This window comes from Geobacillus proteiniphilus (genome assembly GCF_001908025.1).
Lineage (GTDB): Bacteria > Bacillota > Bacilli > Bacillales > Anoxybacillaceae > Geobacillus > Geobacillus proteiniphilus.
In genome coordinates, this window is the sequence record NZ_MQMG01000010.1 from 1 (window position 1) to 24,636 (window position 24,636).

27 protein-coding genes are annotated in these 24,636 nt (G+C 55.7%); 3 read left to right on the plus strand and 24 right to left on the minus strand.

All coding sequences use genetic code 11. The annotated features are described in order from the left end of the window. A partial coding sequence (locus BRO54_RS05080; protein WP_074043309.1) for a YppE family protein occupies positions 1–294 on the minus strand: 294 nt, incomplete at its 3' end. 116 nt (positions 295–410) lie between these two features. Continuing rightward, positions 411–653, minus strand: coding sequence for a hypothetical protein (locus BRO54_RS05085; RefSeq protein WP_074043310.1), 243 nt, complete (start codon positions 651–653; stop codon positions 411–413). A 252-nt stretch (positions 654–905) separates the two neighbouring features. Here BRO54_RS05085 and recU point away from each other — a divergent pair, with 252 nt between their 5' ends. Next, positions 906–1,508: a Holliday junction resolvase RecU gene (gene recU / locus BRO54_RS05090; RefSeq protein ID WP_074043311.1), complete on the plus strand. Its 603-nt coding sequence runs from the start codon at positions 906–908 to the stop codon at positions 1,506–1,508. 33 nt (positions 1,509–1,541) lie between these two features. Then, positions 1,542–4,250 carry a PBP1A family penicillin-binding protein gene (locus tag BRO54_RS05095; RefSeq protein WP_074043312.1) on the plus strand — a complete coding sequence of 903 codons (2,709 nt, stop codon included), beginning with the start codon at positions 1,542–1,544 and terminating at the stop codon, positions 4,248–4,250. A gap of 100 nt (positions 4,251–4,350) precedes the next feature. Here the strand turns inward: BRO54_RS05095 and nth are convergent, their stop codons facing one another. The 18 genes from nth to BRO54_RS05180 form a co-directional block, all read right to left on the minus strand. Continuing rightward, positions 4,351–5,022: an endonuclease III gene (nth, locus tag BRO54_RS05100; protein WP_074043313.1), complete on the minus strand. Its 672-nt coding sequence runs from the start codon at positions 5,020–5,022 to the stop codon at positions 4,351–4,353. A gap of 103 nt (positions 5,023–5,125) precedes the next feature. Then, a complete protein-coding gene (locus tag BRO54_RS05105) occupies positions 5,126–5,833 on the minus strand; it encodes a DnaD domain-containing protein (protein WP_074043314.1) in 708 nt (235 codons plus the stop codon). A gap of 67 nt (positions 5,834–5,900) precedes the next feature. Further along, positions 5,901–7,196 carry an asparagine--tRNA ligase gene (gene asnS / locus BRO54_RS05110; RefSeq protein WP_011231656.1) on the minus strand — a complete coding sequence of 432 codons (1,296 nt, stop codon included), beginning with the start codon at positions 7,194–7,196 and terminating at the stop codon, positions 5,901–5,903. 61 nt (positions 7,197–7,257) lie between these two features. Continuing rightward, positions 7,258–7,419, minus strand: coding sequence for a hypothetical protein (locus tag BRO54_RS19795; RefSeq protein ID WP_161496644.1), 162 nt, complete (start codon positions 7,417–7,419; stop codon positions 7,258–7,260). Positions 7,420–7,435: 16 nt separating this feature from the next. Then, positions 7,436–8,617, minus strand: coding sequence for a pyridoxal phosphate-dependent aminotransferase (locus tag BRO54_RS05115; protein WP_074043315.1), 1,182 nt, complete (start codon positions 8,615–8,617; stop codon positions 7,436–7,438). Positions 8,618–8,638: 21 nt separating this feature from the next. Then, a complete protein-coding gene (locus tag BRO54_RS05120; protein ID WP_074043316.1) occupies positions 8,639–9,115 on the minus strand; it encodes a cell wall elongation regulator TseB-like domain-containing protein in 477 nt (158 codons plus the stop codon). Positions 9,116–9,120: 5 nt separating this feature from the next. Then, positions 9,121–9,291, minus strand: coding sequence for a YpmA family protein (locus BRO54_RS05125; RefSeq protein ID WP_074043363.1), 171 nt, complete (start codon positions 9,289–9,291; stop codon positions 9,121–9,123). A gap of 336 nt (positions 9,292–9,627) precedes the next feature. Then, positions 9,628–12,354: an ATP-dependent DNA helicase DinG gene (gene dinG, locus BRO54_RS05130; RefSeq protein WP_074043317.1), complete on the minus strand. Its 2,727-nt coding sequence runs from the start codon at positions 12,352–12,354 to the stop codon at positions 9,628–9,630. A 50-nt stretch (positions 12,355–12,404) separates the two neighbouring features. Then, positions 12,405–12,788, minus strand: a complete 384-nt coding sequence (gene panD, locus BRO54_RS05135; RefSeq protein ID WP_033025737.1) for an aspartate 1-decarboxylase — start codon at positions 12,786–12,788, stop codon at positions 12,405–12,407. Beyond that, positions 12,770–13,672 (minus strand): pantoate--beta-alanine ligase, encoded by a 903-nt coding sequence (gene panC / locus BRO54_RS05140; protein WP_074043364.1) that lies wholly within the window; start codon positions 13,670–13,672, stop codon positions 12,770–12,772. Before panC ends, panD begins: the two co-directional genes overlap by 19 nt. Further along, positions 13,672–14,508 carry a 3-methyl-2-oxobutanoate hydroxymethyltransferase gene (gene panB / locus BRO54_RS05145; RefSeq protein WP_074043318.1) on the minus strand — a complete coding sequence of 279 codons (837 nt, stop codon included), beginning with the start codon at positions 14,506–14,508 and terminating at the stop codon, positions 13,672–13,674. The genes panC and panB overlap by 1 nt, the downstream gene beginning before the upstream one ends. A gap of 266 nt (positions 14,509–14,774) precedes the next feature. Next, positions 14,775–15,764, minus strand: coding sequence for a biotin--[acetyl-CoA-carboxylase] ligase (locus tag BRO54_RS05150; RefSeq protein WP_074043319.1), 990 nt, complete (start codon positions 15,762–15,764; stop codon positions 14,775–14,777). Continuing rightward, positions 15,722–16,936 (minus strand): CCA tRNA nucleotidyltransferase, encoded by a 1,215-nt coding sequence (locus BRO54_RS05155; protein WP_074043320.1) that lies wholly within the window; start codon positions 16,934–16,936, stop codon positions 15,722–15,724. Before BRO54_RS05155 ends, BRO54_RS05150 begins: the two co-directional genes overlap by 43 nt. Further along, positions 16,933–18,069: an N-acetyl-alpha-D-glucosaminyl L-malate synthase BshA gene (gene bshA / locus BRO54_RS05160; protein ID WP_074043321.1), complete on the minus strand. Its 1,137-nt coding sequence runs from the start codon at positions 18,067–18,069 to the stop codon at positions 16,933–16,935. The genes BRO54_RS05155 and bshA overlap by 4 nt, the downstream gene beginning before the upstream one ends. Then, positions 18,066–18,776: a bacillithiol biosynthesis deacetylase BshB1 gene (gene bshB1 / locus BRO54_RS05165; RefSeq protein WP_074043365.1), complete on the minus strand. Its 711-nt coding sequence runs from the start codon at positions 18,774–18,776 to the stop codon at positions 18,066–18,068. Before bshB1 ends, bshA begins: the two co-directional genes overlap by 4 nt. A 5-nt stretch (positions 18,777–18,781) precedes the next feature. Beyond that, positions 18,782–19,216 carry a methylglyoxal synthase gene (mgsA, locus tag BRO54_RS05170; RefSeq protein WP_066229182.1) on the minus strand — a complete coding sequence of 145 codons (435 nt, stop codon included), beginning with the start codon at positions 19,214–19,216 and terminating at the stop codon, positions 18,782–18,784. A 30-nt stretch (positions 19,217–19,246) separates the two neighbouring features. Continuing rightward, positions 19,247–20,044 carry a 4-hydroxy-tetrahydrodipicolinate reductase gene (gene dapB, locus BRO54_RS05175; RefSeq protein ID WP_074043322.1) on the minus strand — a complete coding sequence of 266 codons (798 nt, stop codon included), beginning with the start codon at positions 20,042–20,044 and terminating at the stop codon, positions 19,247–19,249. Beyond that, positions 20,041–20,376, minus strand: coding sequence for a nucleotide pyrophosphohydrolase (locus BRO54_RS05180; protein WP_074043323.1), 336 nt, complete (start codon positions 20,374–20,376; stop codon positions 20,041–20,043). The genes dapB and BRO54_RS05180 overlap by 4 nt, the downstream gene beginning before the upstream one ends. A gap of 160 nt (positions 20,377–20,536) precedes the next feature. On the opposite strand from BRO54_RS05180, the gene BRO54_RS05185 reads away from it, so the two are divergent. Further along, complete coding sequence (locus BRO54_RS05185; protein WP_074043324.1) at positions 20,537–21,409, plus strand: YitT family protein; 873 nt, start codon at positions 20,537–20,539, stop codon at positions 21,407–21,409. 137 nt (positions 21,410–21,546) lie between these two features. Here the strand turns inward: BRO54_RS05185 and ypjB are convergent, their stop codons facing one another. From ypjB to qcrB, 4 genes are all read right to left on the minus strand, one after another. Continuing rightward, positions 21,547–22,335 carry a sporulation protein YpjB gene (gene ypjB / locus BRO54_RS05190; RefSeq protein ID WP_074043325.1) on the minus strand — a complete coding sequence of 263 codons (789 nt, stop codon included), beginning with the start codon at positions 22,333–22,335 and terminating at the stop codon, positions 21,547–21,549. A 108-nt stretch (positions 22,336–22,443) separates the two neighbouring features. Beyond that, the gene (gene lhaT, locus BRO54_RS05195) at positions 22,444–23,067 is read right to left on the minus strand and encodes a lipoprotein heptaprenylglyceryl N-acetyltransferase LhaT (protein WP_074043366.1); all 624 of its coding nucleotides are present in this window, start codon (positions 23,065–23,067) and stop codon (positions 22,444–22,446) included. Positions 23,068–23,145: 78 nt separating this feature from the next. After that, the gene (locus BRO54_RS05200; RefSeq protein ID WP_074043326.1) at positions 23,146–23,910 is read right to left on the minus strand and encodes a menaquinol-cytochrome c reductase cytochrome b/c subunit; all 765 of its coding nucleotides are present in this window, start codon (positions 23,908–23,910) and stop codon (positions 23,146–23,148) included. A 50-nt stretch (positions 23,911–23,960) separates the two neighbouring features. Continuing rightward, positions 23,961–24,635: a menaquinol-cytochrome c reductase cytochrome b subunit gene (gene qcrB, locus BRO54_RS05205; RefSeq protein ID WP_011231676.1), complete on the minus strand. Its 675-nt coding sequence runs from the start codon at positions 24,633–24,635 to the stop codon at positions 23,961–23,963. Position 24,636 lies beyond the last annotated feature (1 nt).

The following is a 24,636-nucleotide window of genomic DNA, read 5'->3' on the forward strand; positions in this document are numbered from 1 at the left end:
GATGCGGCGCTCGGGAACGGATGGATAAAATGCCTCAACGCACAGCTTCGCCATATGGTCGGCGGCGGCCTCAATTTGCCGCTCATGGACATATTTCGGCCGCGCATGGCGGATCCAGCGGGAAGCGGCGTCCTTCCACCGTTCGGCAACGGCCTGCACCTCTTCGGCCATCGGTTTCACGTCGCCAAAAAAATCCGGCTCCTCGTTCCGCTCGCGGGCGCGCCGGGCGATCAAAAGCAGCTGTTCGTTGTATTGTTGCAGCCGCTTCGTCAACGCCTTAAGCTCTTTTTCCATGGCGCCTCCTCCTTATCCATGCCGGCAAATCCGGTTTGCCCATATGCCCTATGGCCCGAAGAACGGATGCGTTTTACCGCGATGCGCTTCTGTTTGATGATACCATACCGGCCGGCTTACACGAAATACAATTTCGACGAAAGCGGAAGTGCAACGCTCTGCTTCTCCTTCTCAAGCCGCTGTTCCACGCCGGCGATCTGCCCTTCAAGGCGCCCGAGCTGCGCTTGATTTTGCGCATAACGCTCTTCGATGACATCGGCGATCACTTTTTCCATTTTCGCATCGACTTGCTCGATGAGTGCGACAATTTCCTGCAGCTGCTTTTCGATCTCCTCTTTTTTGACGAGCCGTTTTTCCATGCCCTCTCCCCCATTTCTCGCATGATGATATTCCATTCGCGGCGGGAAGGACGACTCCTGCCGCGGCGACAAAAGTAGAACGAATTCGGCAAAGAAAGTGGCAAGCAGCCGTCATTCGACATTGCCCTCCTCCCCCGCTTGCCTTCGATCAAGACGAAGGTCTTCTCGGTCAGAGAGGATAAATAAAGAAAAAAGGGCGCATATGACCGGAGCGTATGGTATAATAAAAACCATTCAAAGGAGATGAACGCGATGACACTCAAATACCCGAGCGGAAAAGAGTACCGCGGAAACAAAACAAGCATAGCGCACCTTCCGGCGGCCGATTATGCCAATCGCGGCATGACGCTCGAAGACGACTTAAACGCGACGAATGAATATTACCGGGAACGCGGCATCGCTGTCATCCATAAAAAGCCGACCCCGGTGCAAATCGTGCGCGTCGACTATCCGAAACGGAGCGCCGCCGTCATTACCGAAGCTTACTTCCGGCAGGCGTCGACGACCGACTACAACGGTGTGTACCGCGGCAAGTACATCGACTTTGAGGCGAAAGAGACAAGAAACAAAACGGCGTTTCCTCTGAAAAATTTCCACGCTCATCAAATCCGCCATATGGAGCAAGTTGTCGCCCACGGCGGCATTTGTTTTGCGATTTTGCGTTTTTCTTTGCTCAATGAAACGTATTTGCTTGACGCCTCTCATTTGATCGCTTGGTGGAACGAACAGGAAGCCGGCGGACGAAAGTCGATTCCGAAACAAGAGATCGAACGGCACGGACATTCCATTCCGCTTGGCTACCAGCCGAGAATTGATTATATTAGTGTAGTAGACAACGTGTACTTCAGCGGTTGAAGTGAAAACTTGTAAGAAAGGCAGGATTTGCTTATGTCTGGTGAATATCGTTCTCGCGTGGAACGAAAGCAGGCAGCAAAACAAACGAAACAGAAGAAAGCGAAAACGAAAAAAGGGACCGCGTGGCTGAAAACAGTCGCCATTGCGATATTGTTCATCATTGCGATCGTCGCTGTCGGCGGCGTGGCGGCGTTCGCCTACTTCGTCAAGGACGCCCCCCCGCTTGATGAAGCGAAAATTAAAGACCCGCTCTCTTCCATCGTGTACGATATGAATGGGAAGAAAGTCGCCGAACTTGGCGGCTACAAGCGGACGTACATTTCGTATAAAGACGTGCCCAAAGTGCTCGAAGATGCCGTGCTGGCAACGGAAGACGCCCGCTTTTATGAACATCACGGCATTGATGTCGTCCGCTTGGCTGGCGCCGTCGTCGCCAACATCAAGGAAGGATTCGGTGCGGAGGGCGGCAGCACGATCACCCAGCAAGTCGTCAAAATGACGTTTTTGTCACGGGAGAAAACATTGAAGCGAAAAGCGCAAGAGGCGTGGCTCGCGCTGCAGCTTGAACAAAAATATTCGAAGCATGAAATTTTGGAAATGTATTTGAACAAGATTTATTACTCCGACGGCATTTACGGCGTCGCCCGCGCTGCGGAGTATTACTTTGGCAAAACGAACTTAAAAGAGTTGACACTTCCGGAGGCGGCGCTGTTAGCCGGCATGCCGCAAAGCCCAAACCGGTACAATCCGTATGACCATCCAGAGGCGGCGAAAAAACGGCGCGACACCGTGTTGTCGCTGATGGCGAAACACGGCTTTATCAGCGAGGAAGAAGCGGAAAAAGCCAAGCAAGTGCCGATCCAGTCGATGCTCGCTGAGCGGAAAAAACCGCAAAGCTCCGTGCCGTATGACGCCTTCATTGACGAAGTGATCAAAGAAGTGACCGACAAAGCGAACGTCAACGTCTTTGAAGACGGGCTGAAAATTTATACAACGCTCGACCAAGACGCTCAGGCATACGTAGAAAAGCTATTAAACTCTGACAAGTACTTCACCAATAAGAAAGATTTGCAATCCGGCATCGCCGTCGTCGACACAAAAACAGGCGCCATTCGCGCGTTAGGCGGCGGGCGCAACCACGACCACGTCGAATTTGGCTTCAACTACGCCATCAAACCGGTCGGCCAACCGGGTTCGGCGATCAAACCGATCTTGGACTATGGACCGGCGATCGAATATTTAAAATGGTCAACGGCGCACATTCTAGTTGACGAGCCGTATACGTACTCGGACGGCACGCCGATCCGCAACGCCGGCGGAGGATATATGGGTCCGATCACCTTGCGGACGGCACTGGCAAAATCACGCAACATCCCGGCGTTAAAAACGTTCCAAGCCGTCGGCAAAGAACGGGCGATGGAGTTTGCCAATCGTCTTGGCATGGGCTTTAGTGAAGTATATGAGCCATATGCGATCGGGGGAGTATCCAACTATGTGTCACCGTTGCAAATGGCCGGCGCCTACACGGCCTTTGGCAACAACGGGATTTACACAAAGCCGTATGCCGTGATGAAAATCGTCTTCCCGGACGGCACGGAAATGGATTTGAAGCCGAAACCGAAACGGGTGATGCACGACTATACCGCCTATATGATCACCGATGTGCTGAAAACGGTCATCCGCTCCGGAACCGGTGTGTTGGCTAATGTCCCAGGGCTTGAGCTCGCGGGCAAAACAGGAACGACGAACTACGGCGAAGACGGCGCCAAATTTGGCCTCCAAAGAGACGATGTGCCGGACAGCTGGATTGTCGGCTATACGCCAAACTATACAGTGGCCATCTGGGTCGGCTTCAGCAAGCGGAGCAGCACAGCGAAGCTCGATAACTATGAACAAAAAATTACAAAATTCTTGTTAAAAGACTTGATGTCCCATATTGACGACGGCAGCGGGGAATTCCAACAGCCGGACAGCGTCGTCAAACTGCCGATCAAAAAAGGCACGAACCCGCCGAAACTTGCCGGCAAATACACGCCGGAAAGCGAAATTACGTATGAATTGTTCGTGCGCGGCACTGAGCCGACGGAGACGGCGAACGACGTGCCGGAAGAACTGCCGGCGGTGAAAGATTTGACTGCCACGTACGATCAAGCGGCCAACATGATCTCTGTCTCTTGGTCATACGCTGAACAAACGGATGATACGATCTTTGAGGTGCGCATCAAAGATAGCCAAGGCCAAACGAACACGGTCACAACGAAAGAACTGTCCATCACGATTGGGAATCCGGCGCCAGGCGCTACCTACACGATCGCCGTGTACGCGAAAGACGGCGAACAAATGAGCAAGCCGGCTATTGCCAGCGTTCATGTCCCCGGCGGGCCAGATAACAACCCTGTTCCGCCGCAATCGCCAGGCGACGCCGATCAAGGCAACGGCGCGCCTAACGGCAATAACAATGGCCAAGACAACGGAAATGGCCAAGGCAACGGAGACCAAACCAATGGAAATGAAAACCAAGGTGGACAAGGGAACACCGGCGGACAAAACGGCGGAAATAGCAACGGACAAGACGACGGCAATCACGGTGAGACCGGCACCGATAACGGACAGCCGAACGGAAATAACGGCCAAACCAACGGAACGACCGGCAGCACCAGCTCCGGCAGACCTGCGACGCCCGCCTCGCCGCCGGTAAAAAACGGAAATGGCGCCGGAGCCAATGCCGGGAGCCGCCAATAACGGCGGGCCGGCGCCCGGCATTGCCAAAAAAAGATGGCTCGGCAATCGAGCCATCTTTTCTTTTAGACATTCCGCCGGCAGGCCGAGCCGATGGGCGGCCTCAACGAGCGCTTGTCTTTTCCTTCTCCTGCTTTCGCATTCGCTTTTTCCCTTCACGGCATAAATGAAGAAGAGGACATGACGGACATTGCGGCGCCTGCGCCTTGCAATGGTAGCGGCCGAAAAAAATCATTCGGTGGTGGGTGATCGACCATTCTTCTTTTGGGATGATTTTCATCAACGTCTTCTCGACTTCCAAAACCGAGTCGTCCCAGCGGCAAAAGCCGAGCCGTTTGCTGACGCGCTCGACGTGTGTATCAACAGCGATGGCCGGCACGCCGAACGCAACGGACACAACGACGTTCGCCGTCTTCCGCCCGACGCCCGGCAGCTTCATCAACTCATCGCGGTCGCGCGGCACTTCGCCGTTGTACTTGTCAATCAACATTGCGCACAGCTTTTGAATGTTTCGCGCTTTGTTCCGATATAAGCCGATCGAGCGGATATCTTGCTCGAGCTCCTCAAGCGGCACAGCAATATAATCGTGCGGCGTCCGATATTTTTCAAACAGCCGTTTCGTCACCTTGTTGACGAGCGCATCGGTGCATTGCGCCGACAAAACGACCGCAATCAGCAGCTCAAACGGATTGCGGTGCAAAAGCTCGCAATGCGCATCCGGAAACATTTTTGCCATCTCATCCAAACAGTAGCGGATTTGTTGCTTTGTCAGCACCTCGTCTCCTCCTTATTGCCATGTTGGGTCGAACAAAACGACGCCTTTTACCGGTTCGATTGGCCATTTTTGGACAAACAAAAACGAGAGACAGCGCCTCTCGTTACGAGTCGAGCCAATTGAAAAACGGGATCGTCTGTTTAAATTCTCCCGCCGTCTGTTTCGCCGAACGGGAGGACAGTTTCGGCTTGCGAAACTTTTTGCCGTAGTCGTGCGCCTGTTCAATCGTGCGAATGCCGTTCTTTTTCCATTCAAACAAGATGCGATCGATGTAGCGGAAATTCAACTTCCCCGACAGCACCGCTTCGCGCAGCGCCGCTTTAATGATGGCCGGCTCATGGCCGTCTTGATCGATCCACATCGCAAGCGTTTCACACTCGAACGGGGAGAGCGGGCGGCCAAACTCCTGCTCAAAAACGGTGTATAAGCTCTCCTCTTCCTCCTGCCGGCCGAGTTCCCCCTGTTGAGCCGCTTGGGTGTACAAATGATGCACTAGCTTCTCCCAAAGCGGTTCAAGCGTATATTTTTCGTTGCGAATGCCTTGTTCATCCGTATGCTCTTCAATAGCGATCATCCCTTTTTGCAAGAGCCGACGCACCATGTCCATGCATTCCGCTGCCGAGACCGTCATTCTTTCGGCCAGCTCGGCCGGCGTCGGAAACAAGACGCCTTCTTCGAAAAACGACTGCATATGCAAAAGCAAGACGAGCTCCCCCTCGCCCAACCCAAGCTGCTTGTAGTGGCCAAGCAGCAGCTTCGGGACGGCGATGCTTCCTTGCGCCAGCCATTCGGCCACCTTTTTCTTTTCCATGCCGATGCACCTCAACTATAGTATAACATGACGGCGGCGAAAAAACCCCCTTTTTGCAGGGGGTTTTTTACGGATAAAGCCGGTTGAGCAGCCGCGGGAACGGAATCGTCTCGCGCACATGTTCGACGCCGCAAATCCAAGCGACGGTGCGCTCCAGGCCGAGCCCAAACCCTGAATGCGGCACAGAACCGTATTTGCGCAAATCTAAATACCATTCATACGCTTCAAGCGGCAAATGGTGCTCTTCAAGGCGGCGCTTGAGCAACTCATAATCGTGAATTCGTTCCGAGCCGCCAATGATTTCCCCGTATCCTTCCGGCGCAATCAAATCGGCGCATAGCACAACGTCGGGGCGGTTCGGGTCCGGCTGCATATAAAACGGCTTCAAAGAGGTCGGATAGTGGGTGATGAACACCGGTTTGTCAAAACTTTCGGCGATGGCCGTCTCATGCGGCGCACCGAAGTCATCGCCCCACTCGATGTCGGTCAATCCTTTTTCATGCAACAGCTTGATCGCCTCATCATACGTTAGGCGCGGAAACGGCGGTTTGACCAGCTCAAGCTTAGACACGTCGCGCCCGAGCCGCCCGAGTTCAAGCCGGCAGCGCTCGAGCACCGACTGCACAAGGTAGGAGACGTACTCTTCTTGCAGCCGCAAATTGTCTTCAAACTCATAAAACGCCATTTCCGGCTCCACCATCCAAAACTCAATCAAATGGCGGCGCGTTTTCGATTTTTCGGCGCGGAACGTCGGGCCGAACGAGAACACTTTGCCGAGCGCCATCGCCGCCGCTTCCATATAGAGCTGGCCGCTTTGCGACAAATAGGCATCCTCATCAAAATATTTCGTATGGAACAGTTCGGTCGTTCCTTCCGGTGCGCTGCCAGTCAAAATCGGGGCGTCGACTTTCACAAACCCGCGGTCGTTGAAAAACTCATACGTCGCCCGGATGATTTCGTTGCGAATTTTCATGATCGCGTGCTGGCGCCGCGACCGAAGCCAAAGGTGGCGATGGTCCATCAAAAATTCGACGCCATGCTCTTTCGGCGTAATCGGATAGTCAACCGCTTCTTGAATGACTTGCAAATCGGCAACCGACAGCTCGTAGCCAAATGGGGAGCGCTCGTCGATGCGCACCGTGCCCGTCACATAGAGCGACGTTTCTTGCGTCAATGTTTTTGCGCGCTGAAACACCTCTTCCGAGACGTTCGCCTTTTCGACGACGCCTTGAATAAAGCCAGTGCCGTCGCGCAGCTGCAAAAAGACGATTTTCCCGCTTGAGCGCTTGTTCGCGAGCCAAGCGCCGATCGTCACTTGTTGTCCTACGTATTGATTCACTTCCGCAATCGTCGTCGTTTTCACGCACTGATTCCCTCCAATAATCGACACATCCATCATTCGCTATTATACCGTTCCGCCGGCGTCACGGCAACGACCAGCCAAAGCGGCGCAAAACGATGCTGCGCCCACCAAACGCCTTTCGACGCAGCCGTCCCCCGGAGCCGACCGGCAGTCCGCCGCTCCAATCGACGCGGAAAAAGCGGCTTTGCACCAAACAAAGCCGCCCTTTTCTTTCCACTGACACCTTGGCGCAAGGCGCCTTAGGCCCGCGCCTCCATAAACCGGCGGATGCGTTCGATCGCTGTCTCGAGCGCCTCAAGCGATGTCGCGTATGACAAGCGAACGTTGTCCGGCGCCCCAAACCCAGAGCCGGGCACGAGCGCGACTTTCGCTTCCTCCAGCAAAGCAGCGACGAACTCGTCGACCGTGCGGCAGCCGGCCATATCCGCCGCCTTTCGGGCGTTCGGGAACAAATAAAACGCTCCTTGCGGTTTAACGCAGGTGAAGCCTGGAATTTCTACAAGCTTGTCGTAAATGATGTTGAGCCGTTCTTCAAACGCTTGGCGCATTTGTTCGACCGGCTCCTGCGGCCCACTGTAGGCGGCAATGGCCGCATATTGAGCGATCGATGTCGGATTCGATGTGCTATGGCTTGCTAAATCGGTCATCGCTTGAATGATGTCTTTCGGTCCAGCCGCGTAGCCGATGCGCCACCCTGTCATCGAGTGCGATTTCGATACGCCGTTGATGATGACCGTCTGCGCCTTCAGCTCCGGCGACAGTTCGGCGATCGACACATGTTTCGCCCCGCCGTAAATCAATTTTTCATAAATTTCGTCCGAAACGATCAACACATCATGCGCCAAGCATACTTCACCGAGCGCTTTCAGCTCCTCGGCCGTATAAATCATGCCGGTCGGATTGCTCGGAGAATTGAGAATGACCGCTTTGGTCCGCGGCGTAATGGCCGCTTTCAACTGTTCCGGCGTCATTTTAAAGCCGTTTTCCTCCAGCCCCTCAACATAAACCGGAACGCCGCCAGCCAGCTTCACTTGTTCCGGGTAGCTCACCCAATATGGCGTCGGAATGATGACCTCATCGCCTTCATCAAGCAGCACTTGAAAGAGCGTATAAAGCGCATGCTTCGCCCCGACACAGACGATGATTTCCGCCGGTTCGTACGAAAGCCCTTGGTCGCGGGCAAACTTTTTGATGATTTCCGCTTTCAGCGCCGGCAACCCGCCTGACGGCGTATATTTCGTATGCCCTTCATTCATCGCCTTGATGGCCGCCTCGATAATGTGCTTGGGCGTGTTGAAATCCGGTTCGCCGGCCCCAAGGCCGATCACGTCGTATCCGGCCGCTTTCAGTTCCTTTGCTTTCGCCGTAATGGCCAATGTCGCCGATGGCGTCAGCGACGCCACCCGTTTTGCCAGTTTCATCGCTTCTTCCCCCTCACGTCCTCACTGTTGAAAACTGTACCTCTTCAGGAAGGCCCCATCCGCAAAGTGAAGGTAATAAAACGAATACCTTCCTTCCGCATCAATATATGTCAACTCCCAAAGAGGCACGCCTTTTTCCATGCCAAGCGTCGCGTCGATGATGCGCCGCGGGCGGCGGTCGCGCTGCAAAATGGCGCGCGCTTCTGCCTCGCTGATGCCGCTGTCCACGCGCTTGACGACGACATCCCCCTCTTTTTCAGGCACCCAAACGACGGCTGCTTTCCCTTGTTCCGTTCTTCCGATGAATACGGTGCACGCTTCGTCGCCATAATATGTATAGACTTTCTTCACATCAGCAAGCCCGGCGGCTTCCTTCGCCCGCGCCAACGCGTTTTCCACCATCAGCCGTTTGGGCGCCATCGCCTCGTCATAAATCGACCATGCCTGCCAAATGAGGAACCCAAAAAAAAGCAGAGCGAACCAACCCCACTTTTTCATCGTGATCACGTCCGATAAATCGTAAAGACGGCCTGGCGCTTGTCGTTTTCATCCAAGGCAAGGCCAAACATCAAATTGTCGCGCTTTAGCGTTCGGTTCAAGCAATCGACAATTTTGTACAAGTCGTCGGAGTGCTGAACTTTGACGGTAGCGAGCACTTCGATTTTGCTTTCCATTTTCGTCGTTTCCTCCTGTGCGGCGCAAATTTTGTTACTTATACACGCCGGCGGCTCCGGCAACAATACAAATACAGCGAAGGTGACATCAAAGGCGTGCTTCTTCGCACCTCTGCGGCCGAGCCGACAACGCCAAACGGCAAGGCCGCAAGCTGTCATCGCAGTTGTGCTTCTTCCCTATTATAGCAGGTTTGTCCGACCATTTCATAACAAATTTGCCCGCCTACACCGTCAACGCCAATTTGCTTCTTTCCCCCGCTTCATGCGGGGTTTTTTGCCGCCTGACACCTTTAGATTGCGCCGTTTCGTCCATCTTTATGAGAAATAAAGCGCGCTTTAAGAAAGCCAAGTTTCCGCCTTGTCAAGCAGCTCAGAAAGCGCGCCTTCATGCACCGAAAGCGGCGGCAAGGAAGCGAGGAAATCCGCGCCGTACAGGGAAGACATCAGCCGCCGATCCAGCACAAATACGGCTCCTTTGTCGTCTTCAGTGCGAATGAGGCGGCCAAACCCTTGCTTAAAACGAAGCACCGCCTCAGGAAGCGCCAGCTCGGAAAACGGATCGCCGCCTCCTGAGCGAATGCGCTCGCTTTTTGCCTCCATCACTGGATCGTCCGGGGGCGCAAACGGCAAGCGGGCGATGACAAGCACATCGAGCGCTGAACCTGGCAGATCGACCCCTTCCCAAAAGCTGCTCGTCCCAAACAACACCGCATGCTCAAACTGCAAAAACGTCCGCAAGAGTTTTGCCGGACTGCCGCTTTGCACTCCTTGAGCGATCAAAACAAACGGCTCGCCTTCTTCCCCGGTCTTCAACGCATCAACCGTCAGTTTCAACAATTCATACGAAGGGAACAACACAAGCACCCGCCGTCCGAGGCGTCGGGCGATCGCAAGCACCGAAGCGGCGACCGCTTCGGCGTAATCTTCAAGCGGCACGGCAGAAACGAGCGGCATGTCCGCCGGCACGAAGAGCGCGGCCTGCTCCTCGTAACGAAACGGCGGCGGAAACGAGCGGCAAAGTGGATAAAAATCCTCAAGGCCGAGACGCGCCGCCATATACGTGAACCGGCCGCGGACAGTGAGCGTCGCCGACGTCAAAACGACGCTCCGTTTTTTCATAAACAGTTGATCGGCGAAAAAGTCAGCAAGGTCAACCGGCTGCGAGTAAAGGCGGACAGCGTTCGCCGCCCCTTTTTCGTCCGCTTCGATCCACCGGACGACACCCGGCTCCTTTTCGGTCAGCAAACGCACGAGCGCAGCCATTTGCCGGTTGAGAGCCGCCAAATCGGCCGACAGCAAGGCGGATGGTGGGAAATCGCCACTCGTATCAGCGGATAGAAGCGGCTTCGCTTCAGCGAATAGCGCCGCCGCCAAATCGCGCAGGCGCCAGCATAACTCCACCGCCGCCTGCCACGCCCGGCTCTGTTCGTCCGTCGGCGAAAAGCGATAGCGGCAACGTCCAGCGCGAGCTGGCTTTTTGTCCAACGCATAGCGGCGCAACAGGCGGAACAGCTCGTCCCCTTCAAACTGCAGCTCCTCAAGGCGCTGCTGGCAACGGACAAGAGCCCCATTCGGTGCGTCCTGTTCTGCTTCTACCCATTTCGCGATCGTCTGCGCGATTTTGGCGGTCAGCAGGCGAAACGACACATAGCCAATCTGCTCGCCAAAACACCGGGCGGCGGCATCTTCAAGCCGATGCGCCTCATCGATGATCAGATGGCGAAACGGCGGCAAAAGCGGCGCCGGGCCGGTCAAATCATGAAGCAAAAGCGCATGGTTCGTAATGACGATATCCGCCTGTTCGGCGCGCTCTTTCGCCCGGGCGAAAAAATGATGCCGCCCGCCGTCTTCCTCTTCGCCGATGGCAAGCGCGGACAATAGGAGACGGGCGCCGGATGACACATTCAATTCGTCCAAGTCGCCGCTGTCGGTCTCAAGCAGCCAAACGAGCACCTGGCATTTCAAGAGCGCCGCATCGTACGTGTCAGACGGCTCCGACAAAAACGAAGCGAACTTGTCAAGGGATAAGTAATTTTGCTTTCCTTTCAAAACGGCAACGCGGAGCGGAAACGGCGCGATTTGCCGCAATACCGGCCAATCGCGGCGAATGAGCTGCTCCTGCAGCTGGAGGGTATGCGTGCTGATGACGACCCGCTCTTGCCGCTCATAGGCGAAAAAGGCAGCGGGAATGAGGTAAGCGAGCGATTTGCCAAGCCCGGTCCCTGCTTCAATGAGCGCGTGCTGGGACGTCGACAGCGCCTCGTAAACAAGCTGCATCATTTCCCACTGTTGTGCGCGATGCTTGTAGCCAGGAAGCGGAAGAGGCTGTTTTTGCCGATAAAAAGCGGAAAACGAAGCCAAAGCGGGACGCCGCTCCTTCTTCTCTAACTCCGGCGCTGGTTTTTTCAGCGCGATGCCGCGGTATGCGGCGGCCCAATCTGTCGGCCGCTCATCTTGTTTTTCGGCGATGACTGCGTCAAGAAGCAAGTAAATATCGCTTTTTAAATGGCGAGCGAGACGGCGCAGTTGCTCGAGCGTCATCAGCGGCAGGCGGCGCAACCGCTCAAGCAAGGCGATGAACAGCTTGGCGGTCACTTCCGCATCGCTGTCCGCTTGATGCGGACGATCGTGGTGGAGGCCGAGCTGCCTCGCCAAATCGCCGAGCTTATAGCTTTCGGCAGTCGGCAGCACGATGCGGGCGAGCTCGACCGTATCGATCGTCGGACCGGCAAACGGCGGCCAGCCAGCCCGTTCAAGCTCGGCCTGCAAAAACGGCAAATCAAAGTCGACGTTATGGGCGACAAAGTAAGCACCGTGCATCAAGGCGGCGATCTCGCCCGCCCTGTCAGCAAACAGCGGTGCCCCTTCGACCATCTGTTCGTTGATGTTCGTCAGCTGCTGAATGAACAGCGGAATGGGCTGTTCCGGGTTAAAAAAGCTGGCAAACCGCTCGACAATCAGGCCATCTTCGACGACCGCCATGCCGAGCTGGATGATCCGGTCGCCTTTTTTCGGCCCATTTCCGGTTGTCTCCAAGTCAATGATGACAAAGCGCGTTGCCATAAACGATCACCTCAAAACGAAAAGGGGCGGAAAGCCCCTTTTTGCCCTCATTATAAAACCGTATGTGCCGGCTCTTCGGCAATGAGCTGCACGATCCGGTTGTTTTCGTCCATAATGGCGATTTTCGGCCGATGCACGGCGATTTTTTCCTCCGGAACAAGCACATACGAGATGACGATAATAACGTCCCCTTTTTGCACGAGGCGGGCGGCGGCGCCGTTTAGGCAAAAGACGCCGCTGCCGCGCTCGCCGGGGATGACGTATGTTTCAAAACGGGCTCCATTATTATTGTTAACTACCTGTACTTTTTCATTAGCCACAATGCCGACGGCATCCAAAATATCTTCATCGATCGTAATGCTGCCGACGTAATCGAGATTGGCTTCTGTTACACGGGCGCGGTGAATTTTTGCATTCATGAGCGTGCGAAACATGGTTGCTCCCCCTTTCCATCCCCTTGTTCGCCGGTTTTGGGCAGCTCAACGATGATGTTGTCGATCAACCGGGCGCTCGCAAATCGGGCGGCGACAGCGATCAACACTGTCCCGGCGAGCGTCTCAAGCGGCGTCAAATCCGGATATGAACATACTTCGACATAATCGATCTCCGCATGCGTATGCGCTTCAATATGCTCTCTGAGGAGCCGGCGGATGGCCGCTGCGCTTCGCTCCCCTCGTTCGACGGCGGAAGCAGCCGCTTGAAGCGCCGCATACAGCGCCGGCGCCTCGCTCCGTTCCTGCGGCGACAAATAGACGTTGCGCGAGCTTTTCGCCAACCCGTCCGCCTCGCGGACCGTCGGCACCGGCACGAGCTCGATCGGAAAATTGAGATCGCGGATCAAGCCGTCGACGACCGCCACCTGTTGGGCATCTTTCATCCCGAAGTACGCGCGGTCGGGCATGACGATGTTGAACAGCTTAATGAGCACCGTCGCCACGCCGTCAAAATGACCGGGGCGCGACCGTCCGCACAGCACGTCGGCGCGCGCTTGAACGATCGCTCGTACGGTAAGCGGCTCCGGATACATCTCGTCCGCTTCCGGATGGAACAAGACGTCGACTCCGTGCTGTTCGGCGATGCGCCGGTCGCGCTCGAAATCGCGCGGATAGCGGGCAAAGTCTTCGTTCGGTCCGAACTGAAGCGGGTTGACGAAAACGCTTAGGACGACGATGTCGTTTTCCGCGCGCGCCCGATCGATGAGGGAAGTATGCCCTTCATGCAAATAGCCCATCGTCGGAACGAACCCGATCGTCTTTCCTTCGCGACGATATTGACGCATGAGCGCCTGCATCGCCGCAATCTGATCCATCACAATCATCATTGCTTTCCTCCGTAAAGCGCCACCCATTCTTCTTCCTTCATCGTAAACGTCTGCGCCGGCTCCGGGAACTGGCGCAGTTTGACATCAGCGACATAGTTGGCTAACGCCTCAACGATTGTCTCTTGGATGGACGCGTATTGTTTCACAAACTTCGGCACGCGGGTGACGCCGTAGCCAAGCAAATCGTGATACACGAGCACTTGGCCGTCGACTTCCGCCCCAGCGCCGATGCCGATGACGGGAATGGTGAGTTCCCGGGCCATGGCCGCCCCGAGCTGCTTCGGAACACACTCTAAGACAAGGGCGATCGCTCCCGACTGCTCGCATTGTTTCGCATCATCGAGCAGCTTTTTCGCGCTTTCGGCATCTTTGCCTTGCACTTTATAGCCGCCAAGAACGCCGACCGATTGCGGCGTCAACCCGAGATGGGCAACGACCGGCACGCCGGCTTTCGTCAGCGCGGCAATAATCTCAACGACTTCATCCGCCCCTTCGACTTTAACGGCGTTCGCCCCTGACTCTTGCATGATGCGGCGGGCGTTTTGCAGCGCTTCTTCTTTGGACGCATGGTACGACATAAATGGCATATCGGTGACAATAAACGTGTTCGGCGCACCGCGGCGAACCGCCTTCGTATGGTGGATCATGTCATCGACCGTCACCGGGATCGTTGAATCATACCCGAGCACAACCATGCCGAGCGAATCGCCGACCAAAATCATGTCGACGCCGGCTTGCTCGGCAAGCTTCGCGGACGGAAAATCGTAGGCGGTCACCATGACGATCGGCTCGCCCGCCTGCTTCATGCGGAAAAAGTCGGTTTTTGTTTTCATTTTCGTTCCCTCCTCTTTTGTTGCAGAGGAGATGAACCGCCCGAAACAAAACGCCCTTCTTTCCCGCCTTGAGAAAGAAGGACGCCATAAAACCGCCGTCGGTTTCGTTCATCCCTCTGTCCTAGTCCTTCGAAAAAGGATCAAGGCAGATCATTTCCTTCACCTATTCGTGTTGTCGGTCTCGGTGCAGTTCTTTTCATGAAAGATACTGCCCTTTTCCTCGCTTTGTATTTTAACAAAATTGTCACAATTTTTCTAGTGGCAAATTAGAACTGAATATCGGCCGAATGGATGTAATGGATGTTCTTTTGCTCATCTTCAAGGATGAGCAGTCCGTCATCGGTGATGCCGCGGGCGATGCCGCGAATCACGCCGCCCAATGTTCTGGCCGTCACCGGCTTGCCGATCGAGACGGCGTACCCTTCCCAAAGAAGCTTAATCGGGCGAAAGCCGTGTTCCAAATATTGCTTGTACAGCCGCTCAAGCCGGAACAAAATTTCCTGAATGAGCGGTGCGCGCTTCACGCGTCCGCCCTTTTCGATGGCCAACGACGTGGCGATGGACCGGATGTCCTCTGGAAACTGTTCGACCGTTTGATTGACGTTGATGCCGATGCCGATGATGACGGAATGAACGCGGTCAGGATCGGCTTGCAGCTCCGTTAAAATGCCGACGCATTTTTTGCCGCTAAGCAAAATGTCATTCGGCCATTTAATGTCTGGGACAAGCCCGGTTATTTCTTGAATCGCCTGGCTGATGGCCACCGCAGCCACGAGCGTCAACTGCGGGGCCTGCTGCGGCGGAATGGGCGGCCGCAAAATGAGGCTCATCCAAATGCCTGTCCCTTTCGGGGAAAACCATTTCCGATCCAACCGCCCGCGGCCGGCCTTTTGCTCTTCCGCGACGACGAGCGTTCCTTCCGGCGCCCCTTCGTACGCGAGTCTTGCGGCAATGCGCTGCGTTGAATCGACCTCGTCAAAAAAGTGAATCGCGTGGCCAAGTTTTTCTGTTTTTAGGCCGAGCTGGATTTCATTGGCCGTCACTTTGTCCGGCGTGCTGACGATCCGATAGCCCAGGCGCCGCACCGCTTCCAGTTCGAACCCCTCTTTGCGCAGCTCCTCGATATGCTTCCATACCGCCGCCCGCGAACAGCCGAGCTGTTCGCTGATTTTTTGCCCGGACAAAAACTCGCCGTTCGCCTCGGCAAACAACTCTAACAGTTTTTTTCGTGTGTCCGATTGCGCTCCATGAGCCATGCGTGAATCCGCTCCTTCTCATTTTCGACTTCGCCGCCGACGACCGCCCGCCAGATGGCATCCAGCGTCTCTTTCACCCATGGACCGGCCGGTTTTCCAGCCCAGCGAATGACGTCTTTCCCGTTGACGGCAAGTTCCGCTTTCGTTTTGATCGGCAGCGCCGCAAAGCGGCGGCGGAGCTCCTCATGATGCGGTTCGGACGGCGCGCCGCAAAGCGCGGCGCGCACCGCTTCAACCGATAGCGCCCGCTTGAGGCCGGCCAAAAACAACTGTTCGTTCGTCCACGCCTCCGGCCTAGGGACATCATCGAGCGCCGCCAAAATGGCGCCAGCTTCATCGATCACTTTGTTGGGCAGCTTCCAGGCGCGCAAAAACGGACGTATGTCTTTGACATCAAGCGCGCGGCAAAGAAGCGCCCAGCGCTCTTCGCGCTCTGTGAGCCACGGCCAGCGGCAGGCGGCAGCCGAGCGCAGCAGCTGCTCTTTTTCGGCCAGCCCAGGCAAATAAACAAACAGCCTCGTATCAGCCAACAGCTGCAACGCTTCGGCAACGAACGGACCGGCGAGCAGTTTTTCCATTTCCATGGTCATCCGTTCGACAGAAATGTGGGCCATAAGCGGTGCGTTTTGGACGATCGCCCGCTTCGTGTCCTCAGCAAGCGCAAATCCAAGTTGGCTGACGAAGCGAACAGCCCGCATCATGCGGAGCGCATCTTCGCGAAACCGTTCGTCCGCCGCCCCGACCGTGCAAATGAGCCGCCGCTCGATCGCCTCTTGTCCGCCAAACGGATCAATGATCGTTCCGCGTTCATCCATGGCGATGGCGTTCATCGTGAAATCGCGCCGCTTTAAGTCTTCCTCAAGCGAACGAACGAACGTCACCGACTCCGGACGGCGATGGTCTTCATAATCGCCGTCCGTGCGGAATGTCGTCACTTCGTACGCTGTTCCTTCATGCACGACGACGACCGTGCCGTGTTTCGAACCGACGTCGATCGTTTTCGAAAACAAGCGCATCACTTCTTCCGGCAGAGCGCTCGTCGCGATATCGACGTCGCCGATCGCACGCCCGATCAACAAGTCGCGCACCGCGCCGCCGACAAAATACGCCTCATAGCCATGCCGCTTCAATTGTCGGATAATGCCGAGCGCCTGTTCAAACGGCGGTTTCATCGTTTCACCTTCCTTGCCGCAAGCGAAGCGTACAGCTGTTCATACTGCCCGACGATGTCGGCCGAGCGGAACTTGCGCTCGACCGTTTGCACCGCCTGTCTTGCCATCTCAGCGTGCAACCGGCAGTCCGTCAACAGCGCCATCGTCTGTCTTGCCGCCTCTTTGACATCGCCAAGCGGGCATAAAAACCCAGTTTTCCCATCCTCAATCACTTCCGGAATCCCGCCGATGGCCGTGCCGATGCACGGAACACCGCACGCCATCGCCTCAAGCAATACGAGCCCAAAGCTTTCTTTTTCCGACAAAAGCATCATCACATCGCTGATCGAATACAGCTCTTCGAGTTTATCCTGTTTTCCTAAAAAGCGGACATCATCTTGCAGACCAAGCTCTTTCACAAGTCGGCAAACGACGGTCATTTCCGGGCCGTCGCCGACAAGCAAGAGTTTGGCTGGCACGTGCCGGCGCACGATGGCAAACGCTCGCACTACATCAGGCACGCGCTTCACTTTCCGGAAATTCGAGACATGGATCACAACTCGTTCATCGTCGCGAATGCCGTACTCGCGCCGTAAATGGCCCGCTTCCCGGCGACGGTAGACGCGTTCATCGACAAAATTGTAGACGGTATGGATCGTCGCTTGCACATCGAGCAGTTCATACGTCTGCCGGGCAAGGGCGTCAGACACCGCCGTAACGATATCCGACTGCTCGATGCCAAATTTGATCATATCGGAAAGCGACGGGTCATAGCCTAACACGGTGATATCCGTGCCGTGCAGCGTCGTGACGATCGGCAGCTCGCCGACCATTTGCCGCGCCAACACCGCGCAGACAGCATGAGGAACGGCGTAATGGGCATGAAGCACATCGAGCCGTTCCCGCTTTGCCACCTCAGCAATTTTGCTTGCCAATGCCAAATCGTACGGCGGGTATTGAAAGACGGAATATTGGTTGACACTGACTTCATGATAATAAATGTTGCCGTACACTTTATTCAAACGAAACGGCATGCTCGATGAGATAAAGTGAATCTCATGCCCCCGCTCCGCCAGCAGCTTGCCAAGCTCAGTGGCGACCACCCCGGAGCCCCCGACCGTCGGATAGCAAACAATCCCGATTTTCAGCTTCATCGCTCCTCCTCAAATAAATTGGAAAGATGAATCGGCGTTTTCGTCAAAAACCCTTCCGCATACGCCGCGCCGATTTGTTGACCGAACCAGCGCTCGCGGCTTTCAATCATCTCGATGTAGCCGTTGGTCAGCGGGGTGGCAACCGAGCCAGGCCGTTTTTGAAATTGGCTTTCGTATGCGCGCAGGCTGGCCAGCTTGTCATCGATCGTTTCGCTAATATCGATGAGAAAATGCGGGCGGCAAAAAGCGTTGATCATGTAATAATACACAGCCCGGACGCGGTGCGCGTCGCCAAGCTCCCCGGCGCCGTAGCGGCGGATGCCGGCGGAAAAGACCGCTTCCTCGACAAGGCGGGCGCATCGCCCGTGATCCGGATGTCGATCTTCCCAATAGGGGGCGAATACAAGGCGCGGCCGGTAGCGGCGGATGACCGCTGCGATCTGGCGGATCGCCTCTTCCTCGACGTAAAGGCCGCGGTCAGGCAGCCCGAGATTGAACCGCTCGGATACACCGAGCCGGCGGGCCGCCTCGGCCGCCTCTCTCTGCCGCTCGTCGACCGTGCCGTTGGACGACAGCTCGGCTTGCGTCAAGTCGCAAATAACGGCGCGAAAGCCGCGGTGCACATATTTGGCGATCGTCCCTCCCATGCCGATTTCGACATCATCCGGATGGGCGCCAAACGCCAATAAGTCGCATCGTTCCATCATCGCTGTCACCTTTCTGTTTCCTTTTCCTCCCCGCCTTTTGTCCGGCCGCGCACGATGCTGCGCCATGCCAAATCGCCGCGCTCCAACGCGCGGACGAGCAGCTCGGCCGTGCCGATGTTCGTCGCCAACGGCACGGCATAGACGTCGCAAAGCCGCATCAATGCGCTGATGTCCGGCTCATGCGGCTGGGCGGTGAGCGGATCGCGGAAAAAAATGACAAGATCCATTTCATTGCGGGCGATCATCGCCCCGATTTCTTGGTCGCCTCCGTACGGCCCAGATTGGAAGCGATGGACTGGAAGGCCGGTCGCTTCCTGAATGCGCAAGCCGGTCGTGCCGGTGGCGTACAACTCATGGTTGGCGAGCAGAGGCGCATAGGCGGTCGCAAAGGCGACCATCTCTTCCTTTTTTTTGTCATGGGCGATCAAAGCGATCTTCATCGTTTCCTCTCCCCTTCTAGACTGTCCGCTCTATTCCAAAATATGTTCAAGCCCGTAGACGAGCGTACGCAAATGCATCACCGTTTCGACCGCCAGCTTCACCCCGGACATAAACGAGCGGCGGTCGAACGAATCGTGGCGGATCGTCAACGTCTGGCCGTTGCCGCCGAAAATCACTTCTTGATGAGCGACAAAGCCCGGCAGACGGACGCTGTGGATCGGGATGCCGTCGTAAGCGGCGCCGCGCGCGCCGGCGAGCGTCTCCTTTTCGTCCGGGTGTCCTTGCTTTTTCGACGGGCGCACTTCGGCGATGAGCTGGGCCGTCTTCAACGCCGTTCCGGACGGAGCGTCAAGCTTTTGGTCATGGTGCAGTTCAATGATTTCCACATCGGTGAAATATTTGGCCGCCATGCGGGCGAATTTCATCATCAACACCGCGCCGACGGCAAAGTTCGGTGCAATGATGGCGCCGATGTTGTTCTCCTCGGCCAGCTCTGTGAGCCGCTCGATATCTTCCGGCGTAAATCCGGTCGTGCCGACGACTGGACGGACGCCATAACGCAGCGCCAGTTCGGTGTGCCGCTTTCCGGCTTCCGGTGTTGTCAAATCGATCAATACGTCCGGCTTCACCTCGGCAAAACAGCGGGCGGCATCGGTGTAAATCGGGGCGTTGACGCCGGAAAATCCGTCGATCTCCGCTAAGTTTTGTCCATCGTAACGGCGGTCGATGACCGCGGCCAGTTCAAAGTGGTCTGTTTGCTGCACGAGCGCGACCGCTTCGCGGCCCATGCGGCCGCGCGGCCCCGCGATGACAATGCGAATCGTCATGATCCTTCCTCCTTCCGCGTCCAGCGGTCGCCGTCGCGGGTGCGGAACTTGTCCATCACCCGGTCGTGCGCCGCCTGCAAGTCAATGCCGAGCGAATTGGCAAAGCAAATGAGCACAAACAGCAAATCGCCCAGCTCCTCTTCCACCGTTTTTTCTTTTTCGGTTGCCTTTTTCGGCTTTTCGCCGTAGTAATGGTTCACTTCGCGCGCCAGCTCGCCGAGCTCCTCGGTCAGCCGCGCCAGCATGGCGAGCGGGCTGAAATAGCCTTCTTTGAATTGGCTGATATAGTCATCTACTTCCTGTTGCATTTGTTTCATCGTTTTCTCCTGCATGGCTTGTCACCTCGCCTGTTTTCATGTTAGCGAAAAGCGGCGCATTTGACAAATGTTTTCGCCCGCTGCCAATCCGCCCCGTTTTCGGCCATCATTGCCTATACGGGCGAGTTCCTCTATAATTAAGGGCGCCGACTATTTTTGCGGACGGAGGGACGGTATGATTTTCGGACTAAAGATAAAAAACTGCCTGTTTATTTTGCTTGGCGCCGCCATTTTCGCCTTCGGTCTCGTTCATTTCAACATGCAAAACAATTTGGCGGAAGGCGGGTTTACCGGCATTACGCTTCTTCTTTATTTTTTGTTCGGACTGGATCCAGCCATCACCAACTTGGCGCTCAACATTCCACTCTTTTTCATCGGCTGGAAGCTGCTCGGCCGCCAGACGTTTTTGTATACCGTCATCGGCACGGTCGCCGTTTCCGTGTTTTTATCCATCTTTCAACGCTACATGATTCATATGCCGCTTCGACATGACATGACGCTTGCCGCCTTGTTTGCCGGCGTCTTTATCGGCGTCGGCCTCGGCATTATTTTCCGCTACGGCGGCACAACCGGAGGCGTCGATATTATCGCCCGCCTCGTCCATAAATATAAAGGCATCAGCATGGGCAAAACGATGTTTGCCTTTGACGCCACCGTCATCACGTTGTCGCTTCTTCTTTACTTGTCATACCGCGAGGCGATGTATACGTTGGTCGCCGTCTTTATCGCCGCCCGGGTCATTGATTTTATGCAGGAAGGCGGCTATGCGGCGAAAGGGGCGACCATCATCTCAGAAAAAAGCGAAGAGATCGCCAACCGCATCTTGACAGAGATGGAGCGCGGCGTCACCGTGCTGAAAGGGCGCGGCTCGTATACGAAGCGCGACCGCGATGTTTTGTATTGCGTCGTCGCCAAAAACGAACTGCCGCGCTTAAAAAGCGTCATTATGTCCGTTGACCCTCATGCGTTCGTCGCCGTCACCGATGTGCATGATGTGCTCGGCGAAGGGTTTACGCTCGATGAACAAAAGCGGCCGCTGGAACCATGAAAAGCCGCTGGCGCGAAAGCCCAACCGGGACAAGCCCGGCAAGCGCCGCTTGAAAGTGCCGGGGCGGCGCTTGCGCAAAGCTACGGGAAAACAAAAAAGAGGGGGAAACGTTTCCCCCTCACCAAGAGCGCCGGCGCTTATTCTTCCGGCTGCCGCGCCCGCTTCTCTTCTTTTTCCCCTTTGTACTTCCGCCAGCCAACGTACGTCAGCGTCAGCACGATTACCCCGCCAGTGAAAATCATCACCCAAATCAGCGACGGATCAGCTTCGTCCTTTTTCACCCCGGCAAACAGCGCTTCTAGATCATGACGCGCATCGGCGAGTTGCTCGCGCTGCTCGCCTTCGCCGCGTTGCCAAAACGCGGCGGCCTGCAATGCCTCAAGATCGTCATCGACCTTTGTCGCGATTTCCGGCGGCACGTCGATTTTCACACTCGGCTCGATCAATGTATAGCGGTCAAGCAACTGGCGGAGGGCAGCGGCATACGCTTTCTGCTCGCCTTGTTGTGCCGCCTTTTCGACCGCGGCAAACGCCCCCATGACAGCCGGCTCCATCTCCGTCCAAAGCGGCTGGTATGTCGAATGGATGGCGTCAACAACAAGGCGAAACTGGGTGATCGCCGCCACCTTGTCTTCCGCGGGGATCGGCGCCGTCATCGCCTTGACTGCCTGCTCGTGCGTCACGGTCACCGCCCGCAATTCATCGGCCGATTTCAACCGTTCTTTTGCCCCAAGGGCGAAAAACCGCTCGGAAAAATAGCGGAGCACTTCTTTTGCTTCGACAAAACGCCCGTTTTTCGCCAATTGCAGCGCCTCGTCGGAAATATCGTCCAACTGCTCCCAACCGTTTGTTTGTCCGGCCACGCCAATGGGCGCTGGCCATAAAAAGGCAAGCGACAACAGCATGGCTAGCCCGATTCGCTTCATCATCGTCCCTCCCTCATCCACTAGTACAATGTATGAAGGAGTGGACAAGAGTAGACCAGGCAACTGCCAGAAAGCTACCGCCCAACGTTCCCCCTTGTGTTCAACGCTCTACTCTGATGCCTGCCGGGAAGACAGGCCGCTGCCCGGCAGAAGCGGCTGGCGCCGGAGGCGGACACCAAGCTGATACGCAACGGCAATCGATGCGATGCTCAACCAAAACGTAAAATAGCCGATTTCGCCGGCGTAGTCAGCCAGCACACTATAGCGCGGCATCATGCCAAAGACGTAGTCGATGACATCGTTATGCAGCGTCCACACGGCCGCCAGCATAAGGTGAAGGAAGCGAAATCGATAAAACCGGGCATACAGCATTCCTTCGACCGCCATCGCCCCGTGCGAAACGATGAGCATCCAGCCGGTCCAATCGAGCGTGCCGGTGACGCGCCAAACGAGCACATTCATGACGACCGCCCAAATTCCATACTTAACAAGCGTCACCAAAGCCAACGCTTCAAAAAGCGGCGCCGACCTGCCGAAAAGCCATGCCACAAGGACGACAAGAAAAAAAAGGCTCGCCGTCGGGCTGTCGGGAACAAACGGCAAAAAGACGGGCGGCGTATCGGCAAGTTGATAACGATACCAATAATATCCATAGATGGTGCCGGCCGCGTTGACGAACAAGAGCAGCCAAACAACCGGCCGGGAAGCCAGCAGCGCATAAATCCATGCCATCATCTGCACCTCGCCTCGGTTTCATGTTGGCACGAAAAAAGCTGACTAACGCGAGTCAGCTTTTTCGTGTCGAAACGATTATTCCGCTTTTAGTCCGGCGATGAATTCGGACAGTTTTTTCAACTCTTCATCCGTGCCTTTAAAAATGCCAGCCGGCATGCTGCCTTTCCCTTCTCTCGCAATTTTGGCGATTTCCTCCGGCTTCAGGCCGGTGCCGATGAGCGACGGGCCAGCGCCGCCGGACAAGTTTTGTCCGTGGCACGATGTACATGTGTTCGCTTGGGCGATTTTATAGCCTTCCGCGTTCGTGTCAATTTTCACTTCCGCCCGAATTTTCCCTTGTTCAGCCGCTTTTTTCCAGTCGTGCGTGACGACCGCTTCCCATGTCAAATAAATCATCGCCGCAAGCGCCAACAGCATCATCCCGGTCGCTACCGGACGCTTCCAAGGACGGCGCTCCGGGCCGCGGTCCAAAAACGGCGCCAAAAGCAACGCCGCAAACGCCAACCCCGGGATGATGATCGCGCCGACAACCGTATACGGACCAGACGCATACGAATATTTGAGCAATTGGTATAAGAACAAGAAATACCAGTCAGGCAGCGGCACGTACGTCGTGTCCGTCGGGTCGGCGATCCGCTCAAGCGGCGACGGATGGGCGACCGTCAAGCATAAGAAACCGACGAGAAAGACCGATCCGACCAGCCATTCCTTGAGCAGGAAGTTCGGCCAAAACACTTCCGTTTTCCCGGGATATTCCGAATAGTCCTTTGGAATATTCGGTTTTCTCACCGCGGGAACACGGGAATCGCCGACGAATTTCATTCCTTTTCCGCGATGCATTGCGTGGTTCCCTCCTTTTTTCTATCGCCTGCAAACGTCGGGCCGACCGATCATAGCGGACCGGAAATGCCTTGTCTGCGAATCATTAAAAAGTGCGCTGCCATTAAGCCGAGCAAAGCGGCCGGCAAGAAGAAGACGTGAATGGCAAAGAAGCGCGTCAGCGTTTGCGCGCCGACAATTTCTGGGTCCCCAGCTAACAGCGTCTTAATGGCCGGGCCAATGAGCGGCGTCGCTTCCGCGATTTGCAAACCAACTTTCGTCGCAAACAGCGCTTTCATATCCCACGGCAACAAGTAGCCGGTGAAGCCAAGACCCATCATCACCATAAAGATCAATACGCCGACGATCCAGTTCATTTCGCGCGGCTTTTTATAAGCCCCTTGGAAAAAGACGCGCAGCGTATGTAAAAACATCATGACGATGACAAGGCTTGCCCCCCAGTGGTGCATGCCGCGCACAATTTGGCCGAACGCCACTTCGTTTTGCAAGTAATACACCGATTCCCACGCGTTTTTAATATCCGGGACGTAGTACATCGTCAAAAACATGCCTGACAAAATTTGAATGACCGTGACAAAAAACGTCAGCCCGCCGAAACAATAGACAAAGGCGGAAAAATGATGGGCGGGGTTGACGTGCTCTGGAACTTCGTGATCGGCGATATCCCGCCATAAAGGCGTAATATCTAAGCGTTCATCGACCCAGTCATACAGCTTGTTTAACACG

Excerpts from the sequence above, each read along its gene's own strand:
- BRO54_RS05085 (WP_074043310.1), bottom strand. The coding sequence starts at position 653 with ATGGAAAAACGGCTCGTCAAAAAAGAGGAGATCGAAAAGCAGCTGCAG.
- recU (WP_074043311.1), top strand. The coding sequence starts at position 906 with ATGACACTCAAATACCCGAGCGGAAAAGAGTACCGCGGAAACAAAACA.
- BRO54_RS05095 (WP_074043312.1), top strand. The coding sequence starts at position 1,542 with ATGTCTGGTGAATATCGTTCTCGCGTGGAACGAAAGCAGGCAGCAAAA.
- BRO54_RS05105 (WP_074043314.1), bottom strand. The coding sequence starts at position 5,833 with ATGGAAAAGAAAAAGGTGGCCGAATGGCTGGCGCAAGGAAGCATCGCC.
- BRO54_RS05115 (WP_074043315.1), bottom strand. The coding sequence starts at position 8,617 with ATGAAACTGGCAAAACGGGTGGCGTCGCTGACGCCATCGGCGACATTG.
- BRO54_RS05120 (WP_074043316.1), bottom strand. The coding sequence starts at position 9,115 with ATGAAAAAGTGGGGTTGGTTCGCTCTGCTTTTTTTTGGGTTCCTCATT.
- BRO54_RS05125 (WP_074043363.1), bottom strand. The coding sequence starts at position 9,291 with ATGGAAAGCAAAATCGAAGTGCTCGCTACCGTCAAAGTTCAGCACTCC.
- dinG (WP_074043317.1), bottom strand. The coding sequence starts at position 12,354 with ATGGCAACGCGCTTTGTCATCATTGACTTGGAGACAACCGGAAATGGG.
- panD (WP_033025737.1), bottom strand. The coding sequence starts at position 12,788 with ATGTTTCGCACGCTCATGAATGCAAAAATTCACCGCGCCCGTGTAACA.
- panC (WP_074043364.1), bottom strand. The coding sequence starts at position 13,672 with ATGATTGTGATGGATCAGATTGCGGCGATGCAGGCGCTCATGCGTCAA.
- panB (WP_074043318.1), bottom strand. The coding sequence starts at position 14,508 with ATGAAAACAAAAACCGACTTTTTCCGCATGAAGCAGGCGGGCGAGCCG.
- BRO54_RS05150 (WP_074043319.1), bottom strand. The coding sequence starts at position 15,764 with ATGGCTCATGGAGCGCAATCGGACACACGAAAAAAACTGTTAGAGTTG.
- BRO54_RS05155 (WP_074043320.1), bottom strand. The coding sequence starts at position 16,936 with ATGAAACCGCCGTTTGAACAGGCGCTCGGCATTATCCGACAATTGAAG.
- bshA (WP_074043321.1), bottom strand. The coding sequence starts at position 18,069 with ATGAAGCTGAAAATCGGGATTGTTTGCTATCCGACGGTCGGGGGCTCC.
- bshB1 (WP_074043365.1), bottom strand. The coding sequence starts at position 18,776 with ATGATGGAACGATGCGACTTATTGGCGTTTGGCGCCCATCCGGATGAT.
- mgsA (WP_066229182.1), bottom strand. The coding sequence starts at position 19,216 with ATGAAGATCGCTTTGATCGCCCATGACAAAAAAAAGGAAGAGATGGTC.
- dapB (WP_074043322.1), bottom strand. The coding sequence starts at position 20,044 with ATGACGATTCGCATTGTCATCGCGGGGCCGCGCGGCCGCATGGGCCGC.
- BRO54_RS05180 (WP_074043323.1), bottom strand. The coding sequence starts at position 20,376 with ATGCAGGAGAAAACGATGAAACAAATGCAACAGGAAGTAGATGACTAT.
- BRO54_RS05185 (WP_074043324.1), top strand. The coding sequence starts at position 20,537 with ATGATTTTCGGACTAAAGATAAAAAACTGCCTGTTTATTTTGCTTGGC.
- ypjB (WP_074043325.1), bottom strand. The coding sequence starts at position 22,335 with ATGAAGCGAATCGGGCTAGCCATGCTGTTGTCGCTTGCCTTTTTATGG.
- lhaT (WP_074043366.1), bottom strand. The coding sequence starts at position 23,067 with ATGGCATGGATTTATGCGCTGCTGGCTTCCCGGCCGGTTGTTTGGCTG.
- BRO54_RS05200 (WP_074043326.1), bottom strand. The coding sequence starts at position 23,910 with ATGCATCGCGGAAAAGGAATGAAATTCGTCGGCGATTCCCGTGTTCCC.